The 25,796-nt window shown below is 58.9% G+C and carries 25 protein-coding genes and 1 tRNA gene; 22 read left to right on the forward strand and 4 right to left on the reverse strand.

Going from position 1 to position 25,796, the window contains the following annotated elements; all coding sequences use genetic code 11:
* On the forward strand, nt 1-455 hold a 455-nt coding region (locus WC026_RS05650), incomplete at its 5' end, for a sodium/proton-translocating pyrophosphatase (RefSeq protein WP_372709857.1).
* Nucleotides 456-648: 193 nt separating this feature from the next.
* Here the strand turns inward: WC026_RS05650 and WC026_RS05655 are convergent.
* A complete protein-coding gene (locus tag WC026_RS05655) occupies nt 649-903 on the reverse strand; it encodes a hypothetical protein (RefSeq protein WP_372709858.1) in 255 nt (84 codons plus the stop codon).
* 156 nt (nt 904-1,059) lie between these two features.
* Nucleotides 1,060-1,548, reverse strand: a complete 489-nt coding sequence (locus WC026_RS05660) for an outer membrane protein assembly factor BamE (protein WP_372709859.1) — start codon at nt 1,546-1,548, stop codon at nt 1,060-1,062.
* Between the two features lie 255 nt (nt 1,549-1,803).
* On the opposite strand from WC026_RS05660, the gene WC026_RS05665 reads away from it, so the two are divergent.
* The 7 genes from WC026_RS05665 (at nt 1,804) to WC026_RS05695 (ending at nt 6,814) form a co-directional block, all read left to right on the forward strand.
* Complete coding sequence (locus WC026_RS05665; RefSeq protein WP_372709860.1) at nt 1,804-2,256, forward strand: ubiquinol-cytochrome C chaperone family protein; 453 nt, start codon at nt 1,804-1,806, stop codon at nt 2,254-2,256.
* The gene (locus WC026_RS05670) at nt 2,253-2,768 is read left to right on the forward strand and encodes a DUF177 domain-containing protein (protein ID WP_372709861.1); all 516 of its coding nucleotides are present in this window, start codon (nt 2,253-2,255) and stop codon (nt 2,766-2,768) included. The genes WC026_RS05665 and WC026_RS05670 overlap by 4 nt, the downstream gene beginning before the upstream one ends.
* 152 nt (nt 2,769-2,920) lie before the next feature.
* Nucleotides 2,921-4,009, forward strand: a complete 1,089-nt coding sequence (plsX, locus tag WC026_RS05675; RefSeq protein WP_372709862.1) for a phosphate acyltransferase PlsX — start codon at nt 2,921-2,923, stop codon at nt 4,007-4,009.
* A 2-nt stretch (nt 4,010-4,011) separates the two neighbouring features.
* The gene (locus WC026_RS05680) at nt 4,012-4,992 is read left to right on the forward strand and encodes a beta-ketoacyl-ACP synthase III (RefSeq protein WP_372709863.1); all 981 of its coding nucleotides are present in this window, start codon (nt 4,012-4,014) and stop codon (nt 4,990-4,992) included.
* 135 nt (nt 4,993-5,127) lie between these two features.
* Nucleotides 5,128-5,433 (forward strand): integration host factor subunit alpha, encoded by a 306-nt coding sequence (locus WC026_RS05685; RefSeq protein WP_372709864.1) that lies wholly within the window; start codon nt 5,128-5,130, stop codon nt 5,431-5,433.
* 80 nt (nt 5,434-5,513) lie between these two features.
* Nucleotides 5,514-6,065 (forward strand): MerR family transcriptional regulator, encoded by a 552-nt coding sequence (locus WC026_RS05690; RefSeq protein ID WP_372709865.1) that lies wholly within the window; start codon nt 5,514-5,516, stop codon nt 6,063-6,065.
* The gene (locus WC026_RS05695) at nt 6,062-6,814 is read left to right on the forward strand and encodes a 4'-phosphopantetheinyl transferase superfamily protein (RefSeq protein ID WP_372709866.1); all 753 of its coding nucleotides are present in this window, start codon (nt 6,062-6,064) and stop codon (nt 6,812-6,814) included. The genes WC026_RS05690 and WC026_RS05695 overlap by 4 nt, the downstream gene beginning before the upstream one ends.
* A 43-nt stretch (nt 6,815-6,857) precedes the next feature.
* Here the strand turns inward: WC026_RS05695 and WC026_RS05700 are convergent, their stop codons facing one another.
* Together WC026_RS05700 and WC026_RS05705 are read right to left on the reverse strand one after the other, a co-directional pair.
* Nucleotides 6,858-8,153: a hypothetical protein gene (locus tag WC026_RS05700; RefSeq protein WP_372709867.1), complete on the reverse strand. Its 1,296-nt coding sequence runs from the start codon at nt 8,151-8,153 to the stop codon at nt 6,858-6,860.
* 12 nt (nt 8,154-8,165) lie between these two features.
* A complete protein-coding gene (locus WC026_RS05705) occupies nt 8,166-9,518 on the reverse strand; it encodes an APC family permease (protein WP_372709868.1) in 1,353 nt (450 codons plus the stop codon).
* 317 nt (nt 9,519-9,835) lie between these two features.
* Here WC026_RS05705 and WC026_RS05710 point away from each other — a divergent pair, with 317 nt between their 5' ends.
* The 14 genes from WC026_RS05710 to WC026_RS05775 all read left to right on the forward strand — a co-directional run bounded on the left by WC026_RS05710 (nt 9,836) and on the right by WC026_RS05775 (nt 25,789).
* The gene (locus WC026_RS05710; RefSeq protein ID WP_372709869.1) at nt 9,836-10,852 is read left to right on the forward strand and encodes an alpha/beta hydrolase; all 1,017 of its coding nucleotides are present in this window, start codon (nt 9,836-9,838) and stop codon (nt 10,850-10,852) included.
* Between the two features lie 174 nt (nt 10,853-11,026).
* Nucleotides 11,027-11,104 (forward strand) — tRNA-Pro (locus WC026_RS05715).
* Between the two features lie 765 nt (nt 11,105-11,869).
* A complete protein-coding gene (locus tag WC026_RS05720) occupies nt 11,870-13,378 on the forward strand; it encodes a lipopolysaccharide biosynthesis protein (protein WP_372709870.1) in 1,509 nt (502 codons plus the stop codon).
* 188 nt (nt 13,379-13,566) lie between these two features.
* On the forward strand, nt 13,567-14,616 hold the full coding sequence (locus tag WC026_RS05725; RefSeq protein WP_372709871.1) for a GNAT family N-acetyltransferase: 1,050 nt from the start codon (nt 13,567-13,569) through the stop codon (nt 14,614-14,616).
* A complete protein-coding gene (locus WC026_RS05730) occupies nt 14,613-16,322 on the forward strand; it encodes a thiamine pyrophosphate-binding protein (protein WP_372709872.1) in 1,710 nt (569 codons plus the stop codon). The genes WC026_RS05725 and WC026_RS05730 overlap by 4 nt, the downstream gene beginning before the upstream one ends.
* Nucleotides 16,323-16,500: 178 nt before the next feature.
* Complete coding sequence (locus tag WC026_RS05735) at nt 16,501-17,766, forward strand: hypothetical protein (protein ID WP_372709873.1); 1,266 nt, start codon at nt 16,501-16,503, stop codon at nt 17,764-17,766.
* Nucleotides 17,767-18,237: 471 nt separating this feature from the next.
* Nucleotides 18,238-19,029, forward strand: a complete 792-nt coding sequence (locus WC026_RS05740; RefSeq protein ID WP_372709874.1) for a glucose-1-phosphate cytidylyltransferase — start codon at nt 18,238-18,240, stop codon at nt 19,027-19,029.
* A 183-nt stretch (nt 19,030-19,212) separates the two neighbouring features.
* Nucleotides 19,213-19,857, forward strand: coding sequence for a PIG-L deacetylase family protein (locus WC026_RS05745; protein ID WP_372709875.1), 645 nt, complete (start codon nt 19,213-19,215; stop codon nt 19,855-19,857).
* A 114-nt stretch (nt 19,858-19,971) separates the two neighbouring features.
* Nucleotides 19,972-21,009 carry an NAD-dependent epimerase/dehydratase family protein gene (locus WC026_RS05750; RefSeq protein ID WP_372709876.1) on the forward strand — a complete coding sequence of 346 codons (1,038 nt, stop codon included), beginning with the start codon at nt 19,972-19,974 and terminating at the stop codon, nt 21,007-21,009.
* The gene (locus tag WC026_RS05755) at nt 21,009-22,340 is read left to right on the forward strand and encodes a UDP-glucose/GDP-mannose dehydrogenase family protein (RefSeq protein WP_372709877.1); all 1,332 of its coding nucleotides are present in this window, start codon (nt 21,009-21,011) and stop codon (nt 22,338-22,340) included. Before WC026_RS05750 ends, WC026_RS05755 begins: the two co-directional genes overlap by 1 nt.
* Before the next feature lie 129 nt (nt 22,341-22,469).
* Nucleotides 22,470-23,579: a hypothetical protein gene (locus tag WC026_RS05760; protein ID WP_372709878.1), complete on the forward strand. Its 1,110-nt coding sequence runs from the start codon at nt 22,470-22,472 to the stop codon at nt 23,577-23,579.
* Nucleotides 23,563-25,077, forward strand: coding sequence for a lipopolysaccharide biosynthesis protein (locus WC026_RS05765; RefSeq protein WP_372709879.1), 1,515 nt, complete (start codon nt 23,563-23,565; stop codon nt 25,075-25,077). Before WC026_RS05760 ends, WC026_RS05765 begins: the two co-directional genes overlap by 17 nt.
* Before the next feature lie 17 nt (nt 25,078-25,094).
* Nucleotides 25,095-25,517: a hypothetical protein gene (locus tag WC026_RS05770; RefSeq protein WP_372709880.1), complete on the forward strand. Its 423-nt coding sequence runs from the start codon at nt 25,095-25,097 to the stop codon at nt 25,515-25,517.
* 8 nt (nt 25,518-25,525) lie between these two features.
* Entirely contained in the window at nt 25,526-25,789 is a 264-nt protein-coding gene (locus tag WC026_RS05775) for a hypothetical protein (RefSeq protein ID WP_372709881.1), read from the forward strand.
* Nucleotides 25,790-25,796 lie beyond the last annotated feature (7 nt).

Raw genomic sequence — 25,796 nt, forward strand, 5'->3', positions numbered from 1 at the left:
CGGGCATCATGAAGGGCACCGAGAAGCCAGACTATGCTGCGGCGGTCGACCTTCTGACGCGCGCTGCAATCAAGGAAATGATCATTCCGTCATTGCTGCCCGTGCTGTCGCCAATCGTGCTGTTCGTCGTCATCAATGCCATCGCCGGCAAGGGCGCGGCGTTCTCGGCCGTCGGCGCGATGCTACTCGGCGTGATCGTCACGGGCATCTTCGTTGCCATCTCGATGACCTCGGGCGGTGGTGCCTGGGACAACGCCAAGAAGAGCTTCGAAGACGGTTTCGTCGACAGTGACGGCGTGAAGCACGTCAAGGGCTCGGAAGCGCACAAGGCATCGGTCACGGGTGATACGGTCGGCGATCCCTACAAGGATACAGCCGGTCCCGCCGTCAATCCGGCGATCAAAATCACCAATATCGTGGCGTTGCTCTTGCTCGCGGTGCTCGCGCACTGGTGAGCCGACGCTGATCCATCAAATGAAAAAGGCTCCGGGTCATCCGGAGCCTTTTTTTATTTCGCCGAACGTTCGCGGGCGAGAGATATGCGTCGCTGGAGCCTTTCCGATTTTGGTGGAAGCGCGGACAGGCTCTAGCTCTTTGTTTTGTCGTGCTTCTTATCGGAAAATCGGTGCCCACTTTTCCGGAAGCACTTTAGCCGACGAGATTCGGATCCTCGCTGTCGTGCTCATGCCCGATCGCCTCGAGCAGCCGCTTATCGAGACGATCCGCACGCAGGATCACTTTCTGAAAATGGACGTCCTTGACGGCTGTGCGCGGCACGGCGAATTCGCCGGCATTTTCGACGTAAATGACGATGGACGTTTCGTTGACCTCGCGAACGGCGCCGATGCCTTCCTGGCCGTCGGCAATGAAAGCTATGAAGCCTTCTTCGATATTTTCGGTCATGACGCTACCTGCCCGGTGTTGAGAGGCGAGCATAGAACGGGACGGCGAGAATTTCGCCCGTCAATTTAGGATCGCGCATCAGGCCGACACGGCGAGCCAGCACAGCAGCGCTAGCGCGCGGCACAACCAGCATTGCCGGACGCGGCACGGACGTCGTTAACCGCCGAATGCGCTGCCGGCTCCGAAGAGCTGCTGCTTCCCGAGATTGCGGAACATCTGGTTCAGGATGGTTTCGTCGCGGCCGCCTGGAGCCGGGGTCTTGCGGCTGACGAAGTCGAAGACCTTGCCGTCCTTCAAGCCATAATTGGCGACGTGATCGACGGTGCCGCCTTTGGTGAAATAGACGGCAACCACCTGGCGGCTTTGCTCGGTCGGAAGGAAGAAGGAGGTCTGCGTGTCGGTGCTCGAGATGTAATAGAAGGCGCGGCCATCGCCGATGATGGCGGTCGTCGCAGGCGTACCGAGGGCAGCACGCACCTGGTCCTGGCTCATGCCGGCCTGGACGGCCTGCAGGTCCGTATCCTTGAACACCTGGCCATGCTTCGTGACCGTCCCGCCGCAGCCGGCCAGCGCCAAAAGAGAGGCGAGGGCGATAAGACGGCACGTCGCCGCCACAAGCCCTTCGGTCTTGCCATGCTGTCGCATTCGACCCTTCATCCCCTCAGAATCGCTTCGCTCTCTGACGTGCTGTGTTTAGAATGCGCATCAGAAGCGGGCAACGCGAGCCATACGCGATGCCGCGCACGATCCCCAGACATTTCCCTCGGCTCCCAGGCGGATCAAGGAACCTTACAAGCTATGTTGCACTGGTTCAGGCGACGCGCGGAAGCTCACCGCACAGCAGAAAAGCTTTATGGCAGCGTCGTGGCCGCGGCCCGGCATCCGGCTTTTTATAGGGACATGGGCGTCCCTGACACACCCGAAGGCCGGTTCGAATTGGTCGCAGCGCATCTCTTTCTGATGCTCGAGGGCCTGAAGGGGCAGAATTCGCCCGATCCGGACGTGGCGCAGCGCACCATCGAGACGTTCGTCACCGATATGGACGACTGCATGCGGGAGATGGGCGTCGGAGACATGGTTGTCGGGAAAAAGGTGAAACGTGCCGCAGGGGCTTTCTACGAGCGCACCTCGGTTTACCGGTCGGGGCTGGCGGCGCAAGGAACAGGTCTCGAAGACGGCATCGGCCAGTATGTTTTCGCAGGCGATGCGGCCGCCGGTGACGGCGCCGCTCGTCTTGGGCGATACATGCGGGCAGCGGCGGTTCTTTCATCGGCGGAGCCGTTCGACACGCTGGTGGAGCGTGGGGGCCTTGCTCATCTCCTGGAAGGCAACGGCGTGGAGGAGGCATCGTGAACGAACATTTGCGAGAATGGGTTCACAACGTGACGGATATTCCGGCGGGTGGGCTCGATCGCGAGCGCGAAGCGAGCGAAAGTGAACGCGCGGCCATTGCAGAGGCACTCAAACTGCTGAACCTCGGACGCCTGTCGGCGCGCTATCGCATTAAACTTCAGAGCGACGGCAGCTACCGGCTTGCGGGAAGAGCGACGGCTACCCTCGAGCAGGCTTGTGTCGTGACGCTCGAACCTGTGGCTGACGAGATCGACGCACCGTTCGACGTTGAGTTTCGCCACGAGGTCGCCAATGCGGAGGACGAGGCAAGCGTGCTCGCGGGGCCGGATGTCGATATTCTCGAACGCGGCGTTATTCCAGTCGGCCGTATCGTTTTCGAGACAGTTTCCGCGTCGCTCGACCCTTATCCGCGCCGCCAAGGGGCGGAGTTCGATTGGCAGGACCCGCGTCAGTCTGATCCAAAAGAAACAAGCGCGTTCGCGGCTCTGTCGCAGCTGAAGAGCAAAAAATAGCTCTCCTGCGGCAACCGTGCATGAGGCGCTATTTCGCCTTGTTCGCGGGCTTCAAAAGATTATGGTCTCGACGAATTTCGGGGTTAGAACAGGTTTAAGATCGAGTCCGGCGGAATGTTGCGCCGAACGCGAGCCTTGGCCGGTCGGCGAGCATGGCGAGCCAGAAGACAATCGCAATCGACGCAATGGGCGGCGACCACGGACCAGAAGTCCTGGTTCCTGGAGCCGCGCTTTCGCTCGAGCGGCAACCGGCGCTGGGTTTCATCTTTTTCGGCGACAAGACCCGTATCGATGGGGCGCTTGCGCAGCATCCGGCGCTCGCGGCGCGGTCGCGCGTTGTTCACACCGACCACATCATCTCGATGCACGAGAAGCCGAGCCAGGCCCTGCGTCGCGGCAAGGGCTCGAGCATGTGGCTCAGCCTCGAAGCCGTCAAATCGGGCGAGGCGGACGCCGCCGTTTCGGCAGGCAATACCGGCGCGCTGATGGCGATCGCCAAGCTCGTTCTCAGGCCGATCGCGGGCATCGAGCGCCCGGCCATTGCGGCGCTGTGGCCGACGATCAAATCGGAAAGCATCGTCCTCGACGTCGGCGCCAACATCGGTGCGTCGGCGGATCAACTCACTGTCTATGCGCTGATGGGCGCGGCGATGGCGCGCGCCTTGTTCCACGTCGAGCGGCCCTCGGTCGGGCTGATGAACGTCGGAACCGAAGAGATGAAGGGCAACGAGGAAGTGAAGGCGGCGCATGCGCTGCTCAAGTCAGTCGAGGCGCTGCCGCTCGACTACAAAGGTTTTGTCGAGGGGGATCAGATCGGGCAGGGCGCCGTCGACGTCGTCGTCGTCGAGGGCTTCGCGGGCAATATCGCGCTCAAGACCGCGGAGGGCACGGCCCGGCAGATCGGCACCTACCTCAAAGCCGCAATGACCAGCTCGTTCATGAGCAAGCTCGGTGCGCTTTTTGCCCAAGGCGGCTTCCGCGTCCTGAAGCAGAAAATGGACCCGCGACGGGTTAACGGCGGCACATTCCTCGGGCTTAACGGTATTGCGGTGAAGAGCCATGGCGGCACCGATGCCTTCGGATTTGCGAGCGCCGTCGATCTTGCTTACGAAATGGCGGATTCGGGTTTGATCGCGCGCCTGACGGCTGATATCGACGGTTTTCATCATCGGCTGTCGGCGGCCAGTGGCGGCGGTGTTTCGCCCGAACGTTCCGCCGGCGGCGCGCTCGGAAAGGTCTAGGCGTGGTCGCAGTCCTTCGTTCGGTTATTCGCGGTGTCGGCGCGCATTTGCCCAAGCGCATCGTCTCGAACGAGGATCTGTCGAAGATCGTCGACACGAGCGATGCGTGGATCCAAGAGCGCTCAGGGATCGCCAATCGTCACATCGCGGACGAAACGGAAAAGACGTCCGATCTCGGCGCGGCGGCCGCGAAGCAGGCGCTGGTGCGCGCCGGCATAGATCCGATCGACATCGACCTGATTGTTTGCGCGACGGCGACCCCGGACCGCACGTTTCCGGCGACCGCGGTTCGCATTCAGTCAATGCTTGGTGTCACCAAGGGCGCGGCCTTCGACGTGCAGGCGGTGTGCTCGGGCTTCGTCTACGCGCTGGCGATTGCGGACAATTTTTTGAAGACGGGGCAATCGAAACGCGCCCTTGTCATCGGCGCGGAGACGTTTTCGCGCATTCTCGACTGGTCGGACCGTTCGACGTGCGTGCTGTTCGGCGACGGTGCCGGGGCGGTCGTTCTCGAAGCTCAGCCGCAACACGGCACGCGCAACGATCGCGGCATCCTCGCGACGCGGCTGCGGTCGGACGGGCGCTACGAAGACCTGCTCTATGTCGACGGCGGGGCGGGTTCGACGAAAACGGTCGGACATCTGCGGATGAACGGGCGCGAAGTTTTCCGGCACGCCATCCAGAAGATCTCCGGCGTCATCGAGGAGACGCTCGTTGAAACCGGCTATGCGGCGGACGAGATCGATCTCTTCATTCCGCATCAGGCTAACAAGCGTATTCTCGACGGCATCGCGAAAAAGCTCGGTGTCGCGCCCGAGAAGATCGTCATGACGCTGCACAAGCACGGCAATACGTCGGCCGCGTCGATCCCGCTCGCTCTCAACGAGGCCTTCGAGGCCCATAGGGTCAAGGAAGGCAGCCTGATCCTGATGGAGGCGATGGGCGGCGGATTCACCTGGGGTGCGGTGCTGGCGCGCTGGTAGCCGGCACGCTCTTGCCTCAGAGGAAAAATTGCGCGCTCCGGCAACTTTTTATGTGCTTCTTCAACGCATTACGTTGACCCCGCGACCAACTGCCGCTACCATGATTGGTCTGCGGCGTGGATGGGAGAATAAAAAATGGTCGGCAAGACATTGACGAGGGCGGATCTGGCGGAAGCCGTCGTCTCAAAAGTCGGGCTGCCGCGCAACGAAAGCCAGGATCTCGTGGAGCGTGTGCTCGAAGAAATTTCGGGCAGTCTCGCGGAAGGCGATCCCGTCAAGCTCTCGTCGTTCGGCTCGTTCGGAATTCGGCAAAAGGGCGAGCGCGTCGGGCGCAATCCGAAGACCGGCGAGGAAGTGCCGATCACGCCGCGCAGAGTTCTGGTGTTTCGTCCTTCGAACATCATGAAGGACCGCATCAACAAAGGTCACGTGAAGCGCTAGCGGCGCTTCCCCGTTGAATGCGGGTGACGGCACGGGAGATATTCCCGCGACGACTTCGGCAAATTGGAAAGGCAGTGGCGATGAGCAAATCGGCGGAAGCGTTTCGCACGATCGGAGAAGTCGCTGACGAACTGGAAATCCCGAAGCACGTGTTGCGGTTCTGGGAAGGGCGTTTCCCGCAGATCCGGCCAATGAAGCGCGGTGGCGGCCGGCGCTATTACCGTCCCGAAGACATGGAGCTTTTGCGCGGCATTCGCACATTGCTGCACGCCGAAGGCTATACGATCCGGGGCGTTCAAAAGATTTTGCGTGAGCACGGCGTCGATCAGGTGAAGGCGGCCGCTCGGAGATCCGCCGCGCCGCAGGGTGCCGTTGATGGAGCGGCGGTAGCGCCGCAAGCGCGCAAACGCGGGCGCAAACCGATCGTCGCGCCAGCCGCCAGCGTATCTCTGCGGCAGGACGCGTCGGCTGCTCCGGAGCCGAAAGCTCCCAGCTGCGCGATGAACGTGCATGTTCTTTCCGCTATTCGCGAACTCCAGATCGCGCGCGCGATCTTGCTTGGGCAGCCTGTTGCTCAATCTACGAGCAGCCGCGTCGAGGAGGGGAAAAAGGCGCGCGTGAGCCGCACGTGAGCACGGCTGCGGCGACGGCCCGAGGAGAAGCTTCACGCGCGAGCCTTCAAGATCTCGACGTCGTGTTTGTCGATCTTGATCAATCCCGTGCGCTTATCGAGCGTGAAGAAGCGTGCACGCCTCGGCTTTCAGCGTCCGATCAGCTTCGCGCCGACAGGCTTTCCGATGATCCCGCGCGACAGACCCTTTGGCGCGGAGCGCGGATTGCGACGCGCATCGTTCTCGAGCGCACAGCAGGGCTGGAGATGCGTGGTGCGGAGTTTGTAATTGCGTCCGGTGGACGGCCGACGCTCGGTGAAGGCTGGCCGCACTTCAATGTTTCGCACACGGCGAGCGTGGCTCTGATTGCCGTTTGCCGGTCCTCGCCGGTCGGCATCGACATTGAATGCCGTCGAACATTGTCGATGTCTCCGGATCGGCGGCGGCGGATCGTTGCGGCGGCGGCTGGTCTTGCCGATGGCAACGCGATTGATCCTGAAAGCGACGTCGACGTGCTCAGGGCTTGGGTACGGCTTGAGGCCATCGCCAAGGCGCGCGGATCCGGTATCGGTGCCCTACTTACGGAAGAAGGCGTGATCGGAGGCGCCGCGAGGCTGGCGCAAAACTTCGAACAGTGTTCGCTGGCTACGGCGGCTCTCGATGTGGAGGCGCCCTATATCGCCGCCATCGCCGCCGATACGCTGCCGGTTGAGATCAGCATTCGACGCTTTCCGGTGAGCGCCGAGGCATTGCGAGATTTCCTGCACTAGCCGCGGCGATCAGCAATCGTTGCGCGCTCCTGCGCGCGCAACGTCAGGGCTTATATCCGAAGATCGTGTAGGGGTTATAGACGCGCGCCTGTTCCCTAGGCCGGTTGTTGTAGTATCGAACGCGGCGCCTTGGCGGGGCGTCGGCCTTGGATTCCCTGATCGCGGCTTTCGTCACGATCCGGCTTTTGCGTTGATCCGCATCCGCGACGGGATTCTCGGGCGGGATCACCATGGCAGTAACGGTGCCGTCCTTAACGGCATGCAGCAGGTTCGATTCCATCGGCCGCCAGCGATAGCCGAGACCGAAATCGATCGGTGTGGAGCGGCCTTTTCCGAACACGTCATTGAGCTGTGTCTGGCGTTGTCCGGCGAACAGCGGGATCGGTCCGACATAGCGGCCGTAGGGCTGCAGACGCCAGCCTTGCGCGAAGAAGCGGATCGGTATGCCGGAGTCGTCCTCCAGAATGGCATCGCTGTGCTTCAAGAGGTAATCGCGCACGGTCGAGAACTTGTCTTCGTGCATCAGGTAGGACGCGCTCTTGATGAAGCTGTCGCCGTGACCGAACGTATCGCAGAACTTCATGAAACCGCTGGCGTCGATGCCGCCGTTCGAAAGATCCGTGCTGAAATAATAGAGCGTGCGCTTCTTACCGGTATTGTCGGAGAAGATGATCTTCGCGGCCTTGGCCGTCGCGTTCGCGATCTTCTCGTCCTCAGGATGGAGCGTCCCGTCGGCCTGCAGGTCGAACAGCGAGACGTCGTAGATCGTCTTGCCCGACCGCGCCAGGAACGTCATCAGAACTGGGAGCGTGCCAGTCAACCGTCCGTGACTGAAATCGACGCGCATCGATTTGGTCCGGAAGAAGCTGTAGCTCAGCACCGAATTGAGCGAGCCGCGAAGCTCGCGCAGAGTGCCGGGAAGCTCGCCGCGCGAGAACTTGCCGAGATCGGGAACCGGGCCCGGCGGCTCGAGTCCCGCCATGATGTAAGTATCGGCCGATGGGAAGAATGCGTCCGCGTAAAGGAAGTCCGGGCCGCTGAAGAAATAGAACAGAACCGGCTGCGGGTTGGTCAAATTCTTTGAAACGAAAGAGCGGACCTTGCTCAGCTGCCGCTTTTCGAGGCCGTTCCAGGAATCATCGAAGCTTTTGGCGTGCTGTTTCCAGAATGCGTCGCCGGCGTATGTCGCGATCGGCGACGAAGCCGATGGCGGCAGGCCCGCAAGGAAGCGAGCCGTGTCATCCGGGCTCGTGCTCGCGGCGAATGAAACGTTCGATGCCGATGTCAGTGCAACGACGCATGCGCCGATGATGGTAGCGAGAAACCGCATTCTTGCCATGAGGTGATCCAATTAGATCCGAGCCGTAAGCGGGCGTGATTGGGACACTGCATAAACTCCCAAGCCCGCCAACATGATGGCGAGACCCGCGAGGGACTGTAGCGGCCGCTCTGCGATAAGGTGATACATCATAAAGCCCGTGACACCGAGAAAGATAAGTGGCGTCAATGGGTAGCCCCAAGTCCGATAAGGTCGCGTCAGGCCGGGTTCTTTTGCCCTCAACACGATGACGCCGAGCACCGCCATGAACGAGCAGAGCGTCAGACTGAATTGAATGACGTCGAGCACCGCCTCGAAACTTTGCGTCATGAGAAGGACACTGACGATCGCAAGCTGCAGCAGCAGGGCCGTCGTCGGCACGCCGTCACGTGAGGTCTGAGATAGTGGCGCGAGGAGGGGATGGTCGATGCCCATCGTCATCGTCACGCGCGGCCCGATCCACGTCATGGCGCTGATCGAGGAAATCAGTCCGATGCAGATCAGCGCGCCGACGATGCGGCCGCCGACCTCGCCGAAGATGTGCTTGCCGGCGATCAGGCCGATATCGAGCTGACCGGCCATCGCTTCGATCGGCGTCGTGTACAGGAATACCGCGTTCAGCGCGACATAGAGAGCGACGACGATGAGCGTCGCCGCGATGATGGCCCGAGGGAGACTGACCGCCGGGTCGCGGATTTCGCCGGCGATGTAGGTCGCGGCATTCCACCCGGAATAGGCATACATGACGAAGACGAGGCTCACCGCGAACGGTGCGCTCGCCATATAATTCACGTCGTTTGCCGATGGCGCGAACGAGATCGGCTGCGGTTCGCCGACGGCCAATCCGGCAATGATCAGTCCGACAATCAAGGCGGCTTTGATCAGCGTGGATACGTTCTGGAAGTTCGCCGAGTGCTTGACGCCACTCAGATGGATGAATGTGATGAGCCACGCGACGGCAAGGCCGAGAAGCAGCGGCGACGCACCCGGAACGATGCCTTTGAAATAAAAGCCAAACGCCATCGCTGCGAGCGCAATCGGCGCGGAAAAGCCGACGGTCGCGGAGATCCAGCCGGCGAGGAAGCCGATAGCCGGATGATAGATCCGCGACAGGAAATTGTATTCGCCGCCGGAGCGCGGAAAGGCCGCCGAAAGCTCGGCGTAGGACAGGGCGCCGCAAAGCGCCGCGACGCCGCCGACGATCCATAGCATCAGCACGGAGAACGCCGAGGGGATGTCCTTGACCTGAAAGCCGAGGCTGGTGAACACGCCGATGCCGATCATGTCGGCGACGGCGAGAGCGACGGCCGTCATCGTCGAGACGGTTCGGACATTGAGAGCGGGTGCCTTGGGAGACGGAGCGCTCGTGCTGGTTGAGCTGGTCATCAGAAAGGCTTGGCCCTAGCAAATTCGGCGACAGTATTGAGTCGCATAAGATCCAACAACGGTCGCCGCGACATGTTCAATTCGCGTTGCCAAAATACACCTGACGTCCAGCTGCACCGGGATTTTCGCGTTCGTGCTCGCAGGCAGGCGGAGTTCATTCGTTCTTTAACTCACGATCTGGACAATTTTGGACTTTATGGTCGCGAAAATGCTGCCTGACGCCAACTGCCTATTGCCGGCGAAGGTAAATGGAATTCTAAACTTGGCGGGACATACACTAGAGATCGATCTGTCCGCACAGAATTGCACCTAAGATCATGAATCACGGGCGACGGGGGTTCCTCGCGGCGGCATTTGGAGGTCTGGCATTAACTCTCGGTAGTGCAGGCGCTTGGGCCGCCCGCAAGACCGGAAATCATCGCCAGATTACGCCGTCAAAGACACAGGTCCGGTCGCGCACGGCGCCGCTCGCAACGGCGCGGACGGCGCTCGTCCCGTTCGACACCGCGCCATTTCCCTACCACGGCATGATGCCTGGCTCGGCTGCGCCTTTTCTGAATGTCGTCGAAGGCAGCCGCAAGGGCCACCGCACAGGCTCGGGTCGCGTCTATTGGGAAGATGAGACGTACAACGATAACCGTGTGCTACTGCACATCCCGAAGGGCTTCGACATCCGCCGTCCGGCGTTGATGCTCGTCTTCTTCCACGGTCACGGCGCGACGCTCGAGCGTGACGTGCTCGACCGCCAGAAGGTGCCGGCGCAGATTTCGGCTTCGAATGCCAATGTCGTGCTTGTGGCTCCGCAGCTTGCGATCGATGCGCGCGATTCGAGCGCCGGTAAGTTCTGGCAACCGGGCGCCTTCGGTCGATTTGTTGGTGAAGCCGGGCAGCAGCTGGCACGCCTTTTCGGCGATAAGCGGGCGCTGCGGACGTTCGCCAGCATGCCGATCGTTCTCGTGGCTTATAGCGGCGGCTACGTCGCGGCGGCGTCGGCGATCGAGCAGGGCGGCCTGAAGAAGCGCGTCCGAGGCGTGGTGCTGCTCGATTCCCTTTATGGTGATCTGGATAAGTTCGCGCACTGGATTGAGGCCGATCCGTCGGCATTTTTTGTCAGCGTCTATCTGGGATCGACGCGAAATCAGAATGCGCAGCTCGAGGGTATCCTCGCGGCACATGACGTTGACGTCAGTCCGGAACTCAACACACGGCTTGCGACGGGCGGCGTAACGGTCGCTCCCGGCGGTTCCGGCCGCCACCGCGATCTCGTAACCCATGCCTGGGTCGACTATCCGATCATCGACATCCTGAAGCGGTTGCCGGAATACCGGCGTTAGGCTTCGCGGGCGGCGCCCAAGACGTCCAATCGGGCATTTGTGATCCAGCCCACCTCATCGGCTGCCATCGCGCCTTGACGGGCGGGGAGCGTTCCTTTACCCAACGCGGACGACCGCGACGGTGGCCGTGAGGCCCGAAGAGCGGCTTTCATGACATTGGCGGGACGTCTGGGACGGAGCGTAGCGCAGCCTGGTTAGCGCACCAGTCTGGGGGACTGGGGGTCGGAGGTTCAAATCCTCTCGCTCCGACCAAACGACATGACATTGATGCTTTTGCAAATCTTCAACACGTGTCGGCGTTAAAACCGTTGGATGCGTTCCCCGATCTCGATGAAAAATTTGAAGATTTTATCCCATCAAAGACGAGTATCTAACCGTCGTTCCCGACGCGGCCAGACACCGGTTCGGTATCAACCATTCGTTGGCGAGCCGTCTGCGCCATTGTGTTGCTGAGTGCAATGCCATGCGGTTGTCTTCGGGTCGGCAAGACAAAACTCATCAAGTTCTATGCCTCGGTTATGAGTGACACAGCTCTTGCGAGCTGCCTGCTGCGCGGTCGCTTCAGTATCTCCTGACCCTGAATATGTTTTGTCGCCCATTTCACTGAAGCTCCAGACCGGTTCGCAGGTCCATGAAGCATTCGAGGCTTCCACGGCCATCGGGAAACTGAGAGCGCACATGATGACAAAACGGCGAAGCACGGCACGTCACTCCATAACGAGACCCCTTTGCTAACACCATTTGGTGGCGGGTGGGATCGGCCGTTTAGATTAGGACTGAGCTTTCTGCCTGCTACCGATGAAGCAGCCGTATTCTCATAAGATGCGCCTCGCGCGATGCCGTGCTGGCGCGGACCGTGGATCGCGAAGTCCTGCGCCGGTTCGCCCAAGTGAAGAGCGTGACCGGGCAGGCCCGGGGTAATAGCGCGCGGCGGAAAAGAGCGGACGTCTTTACCATTAATTCGAAACCTCTTTCGCGGATGCTTCCTACGCCATCCACGGCAGCTGTAATGGGGCCATGCCAAACAGCATCTATTTTCAGCCACTCCGGGATTCCGACGAACTTGGCCGAAAGGCTCTACGCGGCGGCGCGATTTCCGTTGTCGGCACGTATGGCAGCGCCATTCTACAAATTGGTGCCGCAGTCGTTTTGGCGCGGCTGCTGACGCCAGACGATTTTGGCTTGGTTGCAATCGTCACGGTTCTCACGAGTTTCGCGCCGTTTTTGATCGACTTCGGGCTGGGCGACGCCACGATGCAGCGGCGCGAGATCACCGAAGGCAATGTCAGCAGCCTGTTCTGGCTCAGCACGGCGATCGGCGCGGCCATAGCCTTACTCGTCGCCATCAGCGGTCCGGTTATCGCTTGGCTCTATCGTGATCCACGATTGGAGCCGATCGCATTCTTTTCCGCGCTTCCCTTTCTATTGGTCGGTATGACGGGGCAGCACATGGCACTGCTTCGGCGCACGATGCAGTTCACGATGATCGCACGCATTCAAATCCTGGCAACTTTAGCGGGCGTCGCCATCGCCATTCCGCTTGCGCTTCATGGGGCAGGCTACTGGGCTCTCGTTGCACGGCCAATTGTGAATGCGTTGCTTGTCGCCATCGGGGCATGGCTGGCGTGCAGCTGGAGGCCGGGTCTGCCTGAGTCCGGCGGCGAGGTCGCCTCGATGGTACGCTTCGGAATGCACGTCGTCGGATTTTCGACGACGGTGGCCGTGGCAAGATCGGTTGATCGCATTGCGCTCGGCTTATTCTATAGTCCGCACGACGTCGGGCTTTATCAGAACGCTCTCGTTTTTTATGATAACTCGATCGTCAATACGCTTGCCCAGGTTCACACCGTCGGCAGCACCGCGCTGGGCAAGCTGCAAGCCAGTCAGGAAGCCCTGAGACGGAAGTTTTATTCCGCGCTATCCGTGCTCTCCTTTTACGTCATGCCGGCCGCCGCGATCATATCCGTGACGGCGCATGATTTCGTTGTCACAATTCTCGGTGAGAAGTGGCGGGAAAGTGGACTTATCTTAAGCATCCTCGCAGTGCGCGGCATTTTTCATGTCGTACATAGTTCGCAGGGCTGGCTGCATCTCGCAATCGGCAGGCCGGATCGCTGGAGAAACTGGGGCGTCATGACGGCGTCGGCACAGGTGCTGGCGGTATTGGCCGGGCTACCGTTCGGTCCGATCGGAGTGGCGATCGCCGTTTCCATCGCCGGTTCTCTCATGGCCTTTCCGGCAATCACCTATGCAGGCAAGCCCGTCGGCATCGATGCGACATCCGCATTTCACGCGGTGAAGGCGCAATTGATTGCTTCAGTTCTAATCCTCTTGGCGGGTTGGTTCTTGCAGGATCTGTTTCCTGCCAATTTTTCAGGCGTGGCGCGGATGCTGTTATCCGGATTGTTTTGTAGTCTTTTGTATTTGAGCATTGTCGCCGGGCTATTCCACTGTACCGAACCCATTAAGGTTGCGGGAAAACTCCTGGAGGATCATCTGCCGGCAAGCTGGCGCAAACGTGTTTGAGGCTCAATCGTTGCTGCGATGCTCGGTTCGCAGGGTCAGCGAACCCGGTTAGGGATGCTGCGCGGTTCGCCTGTGAATGGCAAATAGCCGTGCTATAGCTCCCGTCCCGCGACGGGTATCGACTTGATTACGCTGTTGGGCTGCGGAGCTTGAGCACACAAGCTTTCTAGCCGGTGGGGCAAACGTACATGGGAACTGAATATCGCAGCGAGATCGTGTCCGAGAGCCGGTATGACGAGTGGCTTAAGTTCGTGGCCGCGTCTCCGGAGGGCACCATTTATGCGTTGCCACAATATTTGGCCGCTCTAAGTCGCGCGGACGGAGGACGCTTCACGCTGATTGGTGTGCGACGGGGCGATGAGCTTGCCGGAGGAGTGGCGCTCTATGAAAAAGATTCCAGATCCGGACCGTGCTCTTTCCCCCGGCCGCTCCTCTATTACAATGGCATTCTCCTGCGCCGGTTCGATACCCGCTATCCGTCCGAGCAGACGTCGCGATACCTGAAAATTATCGAAGTGCTGGAACCCGCGCTCAGGCAAAGAGGCTGCGGGCTTCTTACGTTGGCGAGCCCGAGTTCGCTGAGTGATGTACGGCCGTTCGTGGCAGCAGGCTGGGCCGCTACGCCGCGCTATTCTTATGTCGTCGATATCTCAGATACCGATGCACTTTGGAATCGCGTCGAGCAGAACTTGCGGCGCCTCGTGAAGCGCTGCGAGCGAGAGGGCGTATTGTTTCACGACAATGGTGATTTTGACGCCTTCTACAAGCTGCATGTTTCAATCATGGACCGGCGCGAGCACGGTCACTATTTGACAGACCGGACATTCAAAGCGTTTTTCCAAGACTTGCAATCGGCGTCGCTATGCCGGTTGTTCGAGGCGCGCGACACGTCTGGCCGTGTCATTGCCAGTCAGCTCGTTCTTCTTGGGCCCAATCCGATATGTCATATCGCTGCCGCGGCGACAGATCAGGAATTTCAGCGGAGTGGGGTTTCGGCGTTCCTGCGCTGGAAATCGTTCGAGGCTTTGTCGACACTCGGCTACTCTGGCGTCGACCTCACGGACGCCGCGCTGAATTCGGTTTCGCACTTCAAAAGCCAGCTTGGCGGTGAACTTCGAACGACATTCGTTCTCGATGCGCCGCGCCGTTTGTCATATCGCATGATATCGGGAGCAAGAGGCTTGCTGTCGAACATCAAAGGGTTGGCAAGGCGCTCGGGGGGGCGCGCCAAACAATGAAAACGGGCGCCGCTCAACTGTGCTCATATCTCGTTTCGCGCGGTGTCAGCCACGTGTTTGGTGTTCCAGGCAGTCAGAACATCGCGCTCTATGATGCACTCCGCCAAAGCAGCATTCATTCGGTGCTGACGACCAATGAACTGGCGGCCGGGTTCATGGCAATCGGCTATTATCGCGCTTCGGGCCGCCTGGCGCCGCTTTTCACGATTCCTGGACCTGGCTTCACGTGGGCGCTGACTCCGATTGCGGAAGCGTTGCAGGACTCCGCCGCGCTTCTCCATGTGGTCGGACGAACGCCCGGCACTGACCATCGTCGTTATCTGCAGGCCATCGATCAGCGGGCTGTCGTTGCACCGCTCTGCAAGGGAACTTTTCGGATCGATGTGGCCGCCGATATTGGGCCTGAACTCGAAAAGGCGATCGCGCTCGCTCTTAGCGGCGAGCCAGGCCCGGTCATCGTCGAAACCCTGCAAAGCGCTCTCGAAAGCGCTGCCCAATCTGACGAGCGTAGCGCGGAGCAAGATCGGCTCGATACTTCGTTGGCAGACTTGGATGATGTGGTTACGACTCTGGCGAATGCGAAGCGCCCGATTATTTTCGTCGGACAAGGTGCGATTGGGGGTTCGCAGCGTGTGCGCGAGCTTGCCGAGATGATTGGGGCGCCGGTTTGCAGCACTGCGTCTGGGCGCGGCGTATTACCTGAAGATCATCCTCTTGCACTTTGCTTCGACGGCGAGCGAGGCAACGTTCCCGAAATGAACCAGCTTCTGGAACATTCCGATCTCGTGCTCGTGCTGGGATGCAAGCTCGGATTTTCCGGAACAATAGGCTTTCAGTTGAAGCTTCCGTCCGATCGGCTCGTGCGCGTCGATCGAAGCGAAGATATTCTTGGAGTGACCTGCCCCGCCAGGGTGTCGTTTGTTGAAGACGTCGGATCTTTTCTCGATCGTCTGCTCCCAAAGCTCGTCAAACATGCGGGGCATTTCGAATGCGTCTGGACGAGGGATGAGATCGAGCGTCGTGCGAACCGTCTTCGCAAATCTGCCGCAAACATCGTCGAGCCGTTCGTGCAGGGCGTAGAGCATGCATCCGTAGCGCATTTTTTTGCGGCGCTTCGTCGAGCGTTACCACGCGATGCCGTCGTTTGCGCCGATTCAGGTTTGCATCAGCAGATGCTCCGGCGGCACTTTGACGTTTTGGCACCACGCGGACTGCTGTTTCCGAGCGACTATCAATCGATGGGATTCGCTATTCCAGCAGCCATCGGAGCGAAGCTCGGCGCTCCAGAACGAACCGTCGTCGCAGTGCTGGGAGACGGCGGATTCGCAATGTCGGGGCTCGAGCTTTTGACGGCGGTTCGAGAAGGCATTTCTTTAACGGTAATCGTACTCAATGACGGCTATCTGGGGCGCATCCGATTGGAACAGCTTGCCGCGCTCGGCCGAACAAGCGGCGTGGCACTGCACAATCCCGACTTCCAGGCATTCGCACGCTCCGTCGGCGCGAACTATGCCCTGATCGAGCGGGATACGGACTCATTGCTTCGAACGTGCATTGGAGAGGCTGGCGTCACGCTTGTCGAGGTTCGCTTGGCGGACAGCGTCAATACATACGTAGTTCGGGCCAAAGGTTTGGTACGCGCGGCGACGCGAAAGGCGTTCGGCCCGCGCATGATAAAGACGTTAAAGAAAATTCTTCCGCGCTAGGATTTTCATTTTCGATTTAACGTCACGATGACGAAGGTCAACCGAATACCGAAAGCATAAAAGAGTTTATATTTTACGAAAAAGTAATGAGCGCCGGATGTGCTAATCCTTCGCGGAATTATTGCGTTGGAAACAAACATCGGAGATACAGGCGACAGCGCGGTTTAATGGACGGCCGATGAGAGTCGCACCAAAAGTTCTTCTTGCAGATGCGACGTGGTTTGGAACGCTGGCGGCCGCGCGCGATCTCGCGAAACATGGCGTTTTCGTCACCCTTGCGAGCGACAGCTGGTCGGCTCCGGCGCGTTGGTCGCGCTACGTTTCCAAAGTCGTGTCCTGCCCCAGTTCAAAGGATGTGTCGGCGTTTTTGGCATGGCTTCTGCGTTTTGGCGCGGAGCAGCCGGGAACGGTTCTTTATCCGACGAGCGACGAGATCGCGTGGCTGGTCGCATCGCATCGTGAGGAGATTTCTCGTTATTACACACTTTATTCCCCGCCAATTACCTCGCTTATTAATATTCTCGACAAAGCGTGTTTAACGGAGAACGCCAAGAAGGCCGGCCTCGATGTCCCTGACGAGATCATGCCTCACAATGAAGCCGAAGTAGAACAATGCGGCCGGACTGCGAGCTTTCCGCTCTACGTCAAGCCACGCGGCCAGATGTTCGGGTTCGGCGTCGGCAAAGGCGTCCGTGTGGACAATCCTTCAGAGTTGATGGCGGCTTGGCGAAAGCAAGTTGCCACGGTGACCTATGACCCGGAGGTCGTGCGCCACATCCCCGAGGTTCATCTGCCGGTTCTGCAGCGGTGCATGTGCGGTGGAGGACGCATCTATACGGTTGACGGGTTTATCGACGAGACGGGCGATGTAAGTGCGATGCTTGCATGCGTTAAGGTTCTGCAGCGTCCGCGCGGCAACGGTCCTGGAATCATCTTCGAGCATGCTGAAATGGACGCGGATATCGAGCAAGGCTTGCGCCGATTGTTCCGCAACTTGGGTTTTCACGGGGTTTTCGACGCTGAATTTCTGGAAGTCGGATCTCGCAAGCTGCTGATCGATATCAATCCTCGATTCTACAATCATATGGCATTTGAAATCGAGCGCGGTTTGCATTTGCCGTGGCTGACGTATCTCGCGGCAACTGGCGATCGCGAAGCGTTGAAAATGGAAATTGCAATGGCCCGGCTCGCGTCAGCGCAGCGTCGTGCCTACGTTCACCGCTTGTCACTTGGTCTACTTTTTCGCGTTCAGCGGCTCGCGGGCCGGATGTCGGCTGCGGACGAGCAGGCTTGGCGCCGGCGGATCGCCGCATATGGAAACGCGATCACCGATCCGGTTTGGGCTGCTGGCGACGACAAGCCTGCAATCGCCGAGATGGCTATGGAACTCGTCTCGGCTGCGCGCCACCCGCGCTCGTATTTTCGAGGTTTGCTTAAGACCTGACCCGAAATCGCGGAAACACCCGAGCTCGCGGGCCGATAAAGAGCGTGGAAGAGCATCATTGAGCGGCAATTTCGCAGATACTGGCGCAAAATAAACCGCAATTGCTTTTCCTCACCACATGTCGTTGCGGTACTTATGTGCAGCAGATTAGAATTGTTAGGCCTCCATTAATTCAATCGTTGGCGAAACCGCCCAGACTGGCTTTGCTATCTGGCTCGATCATTGCAATTTCCATATTGCAACTTGAGCGGGTTCAAGACTTCTGTAGCGCTTTAAGACAATGGTGCCGAGAATAGTATTTCTGCGCCGTTTCGAATTGGAAGACGGAATGCTTTCAGCTTTCAACGATATCCTGCAGAGGCTGTGCGCAGCCGTCGCGGTGCGCAACCTTTGTTGAACTTGGTTAAATGTAATTCCGATATGGATTCTGCCGGTTTCCAGGTCGCGGCGGATTTTTGGGTGTAGTCGAGTATGAAAGTCGTTTTGTTCTGTGGGGGGCTTGGTACGCGCATCCGCGACTACGCCGAAAATATACCTAAGCCTATGATTCCGGTCGGGCCACAACCAATCATGTGGCACGTGATGCAGTACTATAGCCGGTACGGGCACCGTGATTTCATTTTATGCCTGGGTTACAAATCCAACGTCATCAAAGATTATTTTCTCAAGGCTAAGCCGTCTGCCTATAGCGACTGTGTGATCAGCGATTTCGGCAACAAGGTTGAATTGCTTGGTGAACGTCCGCCCGATTGGCGCATCACGATGGTCGATACCGGGGTGTGGAGAAATATCGGCGAGCGCCTGATGGCGGTGAAGCATCACGTCGAGAATGAGGAGTACTTCCTCGCGAACTACAGCGATGGACTCACTGATGCGCCCCTTCCGGAGATTGTCGATCGCCTGAAAAAGAGCGGAAAAATCGCGTGTTTCGTTGCGGTTCGCCCGCCGTTTAATTTCCACCTTGCCGAATTCGACCAGCAGGGTGCTGTACACCGCATTCGCTCCAGTCAGGAATCGGAAGTCTGGATCAACGGCGGTTATTTTGTCTTCAACAAACGAATTTTCGATTTTATCCGCGACGGCGAAGAACTCGTTCTCGAACCGTTTAATCGGCTTATTGCCGAAGGTCAGCTTCTGGCATACCGGCACGACGGATTCTGGCGCGCCATGGACACTCTACAGGACCGGCGCATCCTGGAGGACATGGTGGAACGAGGTGAAATGCCGTGGCAGGTCCGTTCAAGCGGCTGCGACCCATCATGATCATCAGAGCTTTGTCGAATGAGGCTCGTTACCGGCACGCGAACGCCGTTCTGCATGGGCATCGTTAAGCGAGGGAGAATGCGAGCTTTGACGATCGTTTTGGAGAATGGCACCCACAACGTCGCGTGTTGAATCAAAGGCCTTACAAGCCAGCCGCCCTAGTTATCCTGAATGGAAGTTGCGATGTTGCGGTTTTTACCTGAATTTCCGGCAGAAGGTACGGTCTTGTGTCTCGGAGCACATTCCGACGACATCGAGATCGGATGTGGTGGAACGCTCGTTGAACTCAGCCGCCGCCATCCTGGATTGCAATTCCATTGGGAAGTGTTTTCTGGAGACGACGCCAGAGAGCGAGAGACACGAAATGCCGCCGCGGCGCTGATGGGCGGGGCCGACGTGCACGTCAACGTGCATAAATTTCGCGGCAGCTACTTCCCGCACAGCGGCGCCGACATCAAGGACGCGTTTGAGGCCATTGCCGCGCGCGTCAAGCCCGATCTTATCATGACGCATTATCTGCCGGATCGGCATCAGGACCACCGGGTCATCTCGGAGCTGACCTGGAATACGTTCCGCAGCCACGCGATCATGGAATATGAGATCGCGAAGTATGACGGGGATCTCGCGCATCCGAGCGTTTTCTGTCCGTTGCCGGAGGAAACCGTTGAGCGGAAGGTTGCTACGTTGCTCAACTGTTTCGGATCGCAACGCAATCATCAATGGTTCGATGCGGATCTCTTCAAGGGATTGATGCGGCTGCGCGGGATCGAGTGCAACTCGCCGACGCGCTACGCCGAAGCCTTTCATGTACGTAAGCTCATCATCTAGCGCCGGAATGGTAGTTTAAAAATGCAACAACACAGACGTTCGATAGAATTGCGCCAGCTTCTGGATGAAGATCTGGATGCGATATGCGCGGATCTTTCGGAGGAATTCGGTGCCATGTCCGGGGGCAATCTGCTTGTAACCGGAGGCGCGGGCTTTCTCGGCTACTACCTGGTTCAAGCTGTTCTGCATTGGAATGACACGCGGGCGGCCGGAGCGAAGATCAATCTGACGGTCTACGACAACTATGCGCGGGGCATCGCCGATTGGCTGGAGGCGTTGCGCAGCCGCCCGGATCTGACGCTTCGCCGTCATGACATGATCGAGCCGCTGCCGAAAGATATCGGGCATTTTGATTACATCATCCACGCGGCCGGTATTGCGTCTCCGATTTATTATCGGGCCCAGCCGCTGAAATGCATCGATGCGAACATCAATGGATTGCGTAACCTGCTGGATTACGCCGTCGCCGAACGGAATGCAGGCCAGCCATTGCGCGGCTTTCTGTTCTACTCGTCCAGTGAGATCTACGGCGATCCGTCCGCCGACGCCATTCCGACACCGGAGACGTATCGTGGCAACGTCTCCTGCACGGGCCCGCGAGCCTGTTACGATGAGTCGAAGCGCTTCGGCGAAACGCTGTCGGTCGTGTACGCCAAGCACGAGGGCTTGCCCGTGCGCATCGCGCGCCCGTTCAACAACTATGGCCCGGGGCTGAAGATCACCGATGGGCGCGTCATTCCGGATTTTGCCAGCGACGTTTTCGCAGGGCGCGACATCGTCATGCTGTCGGACGGGAGTCCGAAGCGGACGTTCTGCTATGCGACTGACGCGGTCACGGGCTACTTCAAGGTTCTGGTGCGTGGCCGCGACGGCGAAGCTTACAATATCGGCATCGATCGTCCTGAGATTTCCGTCGCCGAACTCGCGCGTCTGACCGTCAAGGCGGCGCAGGATATCTGCGGTTATCGCGGCAAGGTCGTGCTCGGCGAGAGCAAGGAAGCCGATTATCTGATCGACAACCCGAACCGGCGCTGCCCGGTCATCGACAAGGCACGCGCCGATCTCGGTTTTGATCCGAAGGTTTCCGTTGAGGACGGCATCTATCGATCATTGATCTGGTACAGCCACAATCAGACTGCGGCGGCTGCGTGATGAAAGTCTCGATCATAGGAACCGGTTACGTCGGTCTGGTGACAGGCGCTTGCCTCTCCGAATGCGGTCATTCCGTCATTTGCGTGGATATTGATCCGCGCAAGGTCGACATGATCAATTCGGCCGACGCACCGATTTATGAGAAGGGGTTACCAGAACTCCTGCAACGGAATTCGGGCAAGCGCCTCAGCGCCACGACCGATCTCGCCGCTGCCGTCGCGGAGACGGACATCACCTTCATTGCTGTCGGCACGCCCGCGTCCGGCGGCAAGATCGACCTGAAATACGTCGAGACGGCCGCATCTGAGATCGGCGCAGCGCTGCGCAACAAGGCGAGCTACAGCACCGTGATCGTCAAGAGCACGGTTATTCCGGGGACGACTCTGGGCGTCGTCAAAAATGCGATTGAGAAAGCATCGGGAAAGAAAGCGGGGCAAGACTTCGGGCTCGGAATGAACCCGGAATTCCTCACCGAAGGCACCGCCGTCGATGATTTCACGACACCCGACCGGCTTGTGCTCGGCGCGATCGACGCGCGCACGCATGACGTTCTGCGCGAACTCTATGCGAGTTTCGATCCGTCCGTGCCGCGCATTCTTACCAATCCGACAACGGCGGAAATGATCAAATACGCGTCGAACGCTGTGCTCGCGACAATGATCTCATTTTCCAACGAGATCGCGCGCCTTTGCACGGCGACCGGCGGGGTGGATGCCATCGATGTCATGCGCGGCGTTCACGAGGCTGCGTATTTCACGGTCCGCCGCAACGGTGAAACCTTCAAGGCTCCGATCACGAGTTTCCTTGAACCGGGTTGCGGGTTTGGTGGCAGCTGTCTGCCAAAGGACGTGACGGCATTGCTCGGCCGTGGCGCAGAGAAGGGGCTGGAGCTCAATCTCCTCAAGAGCGTTCTCGATATCAATCGCGGTCAGCCGGACGAGATGATGCGCCTGATCGGGCGTCATTTTGCGTCGCTGAATGACGTCCGGGTGACGGTGCTCGGGCTCGCATTTAAGCCCGACACGGACGATCTGCGCGAGACGCCGGCCTTTCCGATTATCCGAAGGCTCAAGGCTCAGGGTGCGCGCGTCACCGCCTTCGATCCCATCGCGCACCCGGTGGAACACGAGGATCTGCGCGATGTCACGCTCGCGCAATCCTTGCGTGATGCCGTAGCTGGTGCGGAAATCGTCGTTCTTGTGACGCGATGGGCGGAATTTTCGGAATTGGCCGGTATGCTGAAGGATCTGAACTGTGACCCGCTCGTCATTGACGGGCGGCGCATGCTCGATCCCACGTCATTTGCCCACTACGAAGGTATCGGCCGATAGCGGTTATCGCTATCACCGATCCTACACTGAACTTTCTATGCGTAAGCCTCGCGGCTTGATATTCTGCGATGACCTCCGGTCTTTGCCGGATTGATGCGCCAGTCATGTCTTGAGCAATGGCAGTCCCCGATGAGTGGCAAACTTTCACATAGTCTCTCGCTCTGTGCTGGCGAATGGGTACAGATCCGGACGAAAGACGAGATTCTGAGCACGTTGGACGATCACGGACGACTGGACGAATTGCCGTTCATGCCGGAAATGCTCCGTTATTGCGGCAAGACGTTTCAGGTCGGCAAGCGCGCCCACAAGACCTGCGATCCGGCGATGGGGATTATCGGTAGGAAGATGGTCTCGACCGTTCATCTGGAAAACCTCCGCTGCGATGGGTCGGCGCACGATCATTGCGATGCCCGCTGCCTCATCTTCTGGAAGGAAGCCTGGCTGAAGCGCGTCGGGCATGAGGCAAAGACGGCGGACGTGTTCGCCGAAAACGCAATTTCGCCAGGTGCTGTCCGGTGCACGGAAGAAGCGCTTTTCTCGAGCCTCAAGGTCGAGCCCACGGCGGGTGACGGCGAGCTGACGTACATGTGCCAGAACACGCAGGTCAAATTCGCGTCGCAACCTATCAAGTGGTGGGATGTGCGTCAGTACGTCGAGGACTTTACCTCTGGCAACGTCACGCTCGGCCAATTGGCCGGTGCGGGCGTTTACACGGTTTGGCGCACGCTGGCTGAAGCCGGAGTGGGATTCGGTGCGGCGATGCGCTGGAGCTACGATACGTTTCAACGCATGATCGGCGGATCGCCATATCCACTGCGGCCTTACGGCGTGTCGGATGGCGCCAAGACGCCGAAATCACTCCTTGATCTTCACGCCGGCGATTGCGTTCGCGTCCGGCCCTTCGAAGAAATTCTACAGACTCTCGATTCCAGATACCGGAACCGGGGACTTTATTTCGACCCCGACTACGTTCCCTTTACCGAACGGGAATATAAGGTCGAATGCCGCATACGTCAGATTATCGATGAGAGAAACGGTAGGATGATCCGCTTCTCGTCGGATGCGATCGTTCTCGAGAACGTCGTTTGCGAAGGCAAATATGCCGTTTGCCGCCGCTTTTGCCCGCGCGCTATCGTTCCGTTCTGGCGCGAGATCTGGCTGGAGCGTGTTTCCGAAGACCAACTCGACAAGGATCAGGGCGCGCAGCAGCCCGTTATCAGCGTTGACAAGCAGAACTGACAGATATTTCGCCGAGCACAAGCCATTCGAGGGTCTTGGCCGCGCATCAGCCCGTAGTGGCGTGACGCTTGTCGTTGCGCGTGCGATCAACGCCTTTGTGCAGGTCGCGACGACGGTTCTGCTCGCCCGGCTGCTGACTCCGCATGACTATGGTCTCGTCGGCATCGTGACGGCCATGATGGCCTTCGCGCCGCTTCTCGTCGATCTCGGAACGACGGATGCGTCCGTTCAGAAGGGGCACACGACGCGCGGCGAAATCAGTGCGCTTTTCTGGCTCAATATGGCCATTGGGGGAGTGTGCACTCTGATATTCGCCGCTGCGAGCGGTCCTATCGCGGCTTTGTTTGGCGAGCCCGACATAGCCGGTATCGCGCTCGTTTCGTCGCTGACCTTCATTCTTACGGCGGTCACGATCCAGCATTACGCGCTGATGCGGAGGGCGATGGATTTTCGAACCCTCGCGATCAATGATACGGTCGCGAACGTGCTCAGCAGCATCGTCGCGATTGCCATGGCATTCACGTCGTGGGGCTACTGGGCGCTGGTGGCAAAACCTCTTTTTACTTTGGCTTTCACCGCCATTGGAGCCTGGATGAACTGTCCGTGGCTGCCAGGTCGTCCACAATTTACGGCAGAAGTAAAATCGCTTGTCCGCTTCGGATTGGGTGTAACGGGATTTACGGTCTCAGATAGCATCGTGCGCTCCGCCGATCGGATTGCGATCGGTTATTTTTACGGACCAGGCCCAGCTGGATATTACCAGAACGCATTTCTGCTTTATGGAAATGTTCTCAGCATTCTCACCGAGTCTTTGCACAACGTCGCCGTGGCAAGTCTCAGCAAGCTTCGTGGCAATCTCGATGATCTGAAACGATCCTGGTCGGCGGCACTGTCGACGGTCAGTTTCGTCTCGGCTGGGGTGTTTGCCGGACTTGCGGTCACCGGGCAGGACTTCGTGGTGCTGCTGCTCGGAGAGAAATGGTCGGAAACAGGTCCGCTTTTGTGCCTCTTCGCCATTCGCGGAATTGCGCAAGCGACCGAGCGGTCGCTCGGGTGGCTTCACGTCGTTGCAGGCCGATCGGACCGATGGGCGAAGTGGGGCCTCGTGAGCGCTGCCTGGCAGATATTGGCATTGATAGCCGGGCTTCCCTTCGGGCCGCTTGGCATTGCTGTTTCATATGCCGTCGTCACATACGGATTGTCCGTGCCTGCGCTGGCCTACTCAGGCAGTCCTCTCGGTATTGGGGCGAAGGATGTGTTGGCCGCTGCTGGTCCACAAACCATTGCGGGCCTTTGCGCAACGGCGGTGGGGCTGGCCGTTCAGCACTTCTTTTTTGCCGAATTCACGATATGGGCGAGATTTTTGCTTTCCGGTCTTGTCTGTATGTCAACATATCTGTTGGTGGCTGTGGGAATATTCCGCGTCACAGGACCTCTCAAGCTTGCGTTTTCCATGCTGGGCGATCTCGGATTCCGGCAATCGCCGAAAATTCCATAGTCTCCGGAGGCCTCTCCATGAAGCCAATCGAACGCTTGGCCGTTGGCATCGAAAGCCCTCCGTGGGACGCATTGTGGAAAGTCGTCATCGGCTTTTTGACGTTGCCTCTGTTCCACGTCCTGCTGGGTCATACGAACTCGATCTTGCTAACCTTCGGATTATTTATTGCCGTTCTGGTGGCGTTGCGCATTGTTCCGGTCGTAATTAGACGTATGCTGCCTTTCTCATCCGAAGCTCAGGATATATGGCGTTCACGTCGCAACCTTTCGAAGCAATACGATTCCTATGCCTGGCAGAAACTATTTTGGATTGGCCTGGGACTTGCTTGCTACGCGGTCATCGGAAAGCTGCGCTACGGTGAACTTGAATTAACTCTCCTGTGCTTGGTCGCGGGTGGGGCGGGTCTGGTGGTGTGGCGCCGGACGCGCGCGACGGAATAGGTGCTGCAATGCTGGCGGAGAGATTGCGACTTGGTGAACCGGCGATCGGCGTCGGTATGCTGTTTCCTTTAGATAGCAAAGTTCTCTCCGGCTTCGAGTTTGTTAAATTCCTGCATATGCAATCTGAAATTGACGCACGCCGCTTAAGCCAACACGAGGAAATTCTCATTAAACGTCTCGCATCGGCGGAAGAATGCTGTATCGGCCCGGGTGAGAGCAACGGCCCCGAACGATCGTCGGACCGAATGGAGACGCAGACCCGTGCAAACTGACGTGTTG

It is taken from the genome of Hyphomicrobium sp. (assembly GCF_041674905.1).
Taxonomy (GTDB): Bacteria; Pseudomonadota; Alphaproteobacteria; order Rhizobiales; family Hyphomicrobiaceae; genus Hyphomicrobium_B.

What these genes read in the sequence shown, in the direction of transcription:
- WC026_RS05655 (WP_372709858.1), bottom strand. Translation starts at nt 903, where the DNA reads ATGACCGAAAATATCGAAGAAGGCTTCATAGCTTTCATTGCCGACGGC.
- WC026_RS05660 (WP_372709859.1), bottom strand. Translation starts at nt 1,548, where the DNA reads ATGCGACAGCATGGCAAGACCGAAGGGCTTGTGGCGGCGACGTGCCGT.
- WC026_RS05665 (WP_372709860.1), top strand. Translation starts at nt 1,804, where the DNA reads ATGGGCGTCCCTGACACACCCGAAGGCCGGTTCGAATTGGTCGCAGCG.
- plsX (WP_372709862.1), top strand. Translation starts at nt 2,921, where the DNA reads ATGGCGAGCCAGAAGACAATCGCAATCGACGCAATGGGCGGCGACCAC.
- WC026_RS05685 (WP_372709864.1), top strand. Translation starts at nt 5,128, where the DNA reads ATGGTCGGCAAGACATTGACGAGGGCGGATCTGGCGGAAGCCGTCGTC.
- WC026_RS05690 (WP_372709865.1), top strand. Translation starts at nt 5,514, where the DNA reads ATGAGCAAATCGGCGGAAGCGTTTCGCACGATCGGAGAAGTCGCTGAC.
- WC026_RS05700 (WP_372709867.1), bottom strand. Translation starts at nt 8,153, where the DNA reads ATGGCAAGAATGCGGTTTCTCGCTACCATCATCGGCGCATGCGTCGTT.
- WC026_RS05705 (WP_372709868.1), bottom strand. Translation starts at nt 9,518, where the DNA reads ATGACCAGCTCAACCAGCACGAGCGCTCCGTCTCCCAAGGCACCCGCT.
- WC026_RS05710 (WP_372709869.1), top strand. Translation starts at nt 9,836, where the DNA reads ATGAATCACGGGCGACGGGGGTTCCTCGCGGCGGCATTTGGAGGTCTG.
- WC026_RS05720 (WP_372709870.1), top strand. Translation starts at nt 11,870, where the DNA reads ATGCCAAACAGCATCTATTTTCAGCCACTCCGGGATTCCGACGAACTT.
- WC026_RS05725 (WP_372709871.1), top strand. Translation starts at nt 13,567, where the DNA reads ATGGGAACTGAATATCGCAGCGAGATCGTGTCCGAGAGCCGGTATGAC.
- WC026_RS05730 (WP_372709872.1), top strand. Translation starts at nt 14,613, where the DNA reads ATGAAAACGGGCGCCGCTCAACTGTGCTCATATCTCGTTTCGCGCGGT.
- WC026_RS05735 (WP_372709873.1), top strand. Translation starts at nt 16,501, where the DNA reads ATGAGAGTCGCACCAAAAGTTCTTCTTGCAGATGCGACGTGGTTTGGA.
- WC026_RS05740 (WP_372709874.1), top strand. Translation starts at nt 18,238, where the DNA reads ATGAAAGTCGTTTTGTTCTGTGGGGGGCTTGGTACGCGCATCCGCGAC.
- WC026_RS05745 (WP_372709875.1), top strand. Translation starts at nt 19,213, where the DNA reads ATGTTGCGGTTTTTACCTGAATTTCCGGCAGAAGGTACGGTCTTGTGT.
- WC026_RS05750 (WP_372709876.1), top strand. Translation starts at nt 19,972, where the DNA reads ATGTCCGGGGGCAATCTGCTTGTAACCGGAGGCGCGGGCTTTCTCGGC.
- WC026_RS05755 (WP_372709877.1), top strand. Translation starts at nt 21,009, where the DNA reads ATGAAAGTCTCGATCATAGGAACCGGTTACGTCGGTCTGGTGACAGGC.
- WC026_RS05760 (WP_372709878.1), top strand. Translation starts at nt 22,470, where the DNA reads ATGAGTGGCAAACTTTCACATAGTCTCTCGCTCTGTGCTGGCGAATGG.
- WC026_RS05770 (WP_372709880.1), top strand. Translation starts at nt 25,095, where the DNA reads ATGAAGCCAATCGAACGCTTGGCCGTTGGCATCGAAAGCCCTCCGTGG.
- WC026_RS05775 (WP_372709881.1), top strand. Translation starts at nt 25,526, where the DNA reads ATGCTGGCGGAGAGATTGCGACTTGGTGAACCGGCGATCGGCGTCGGT.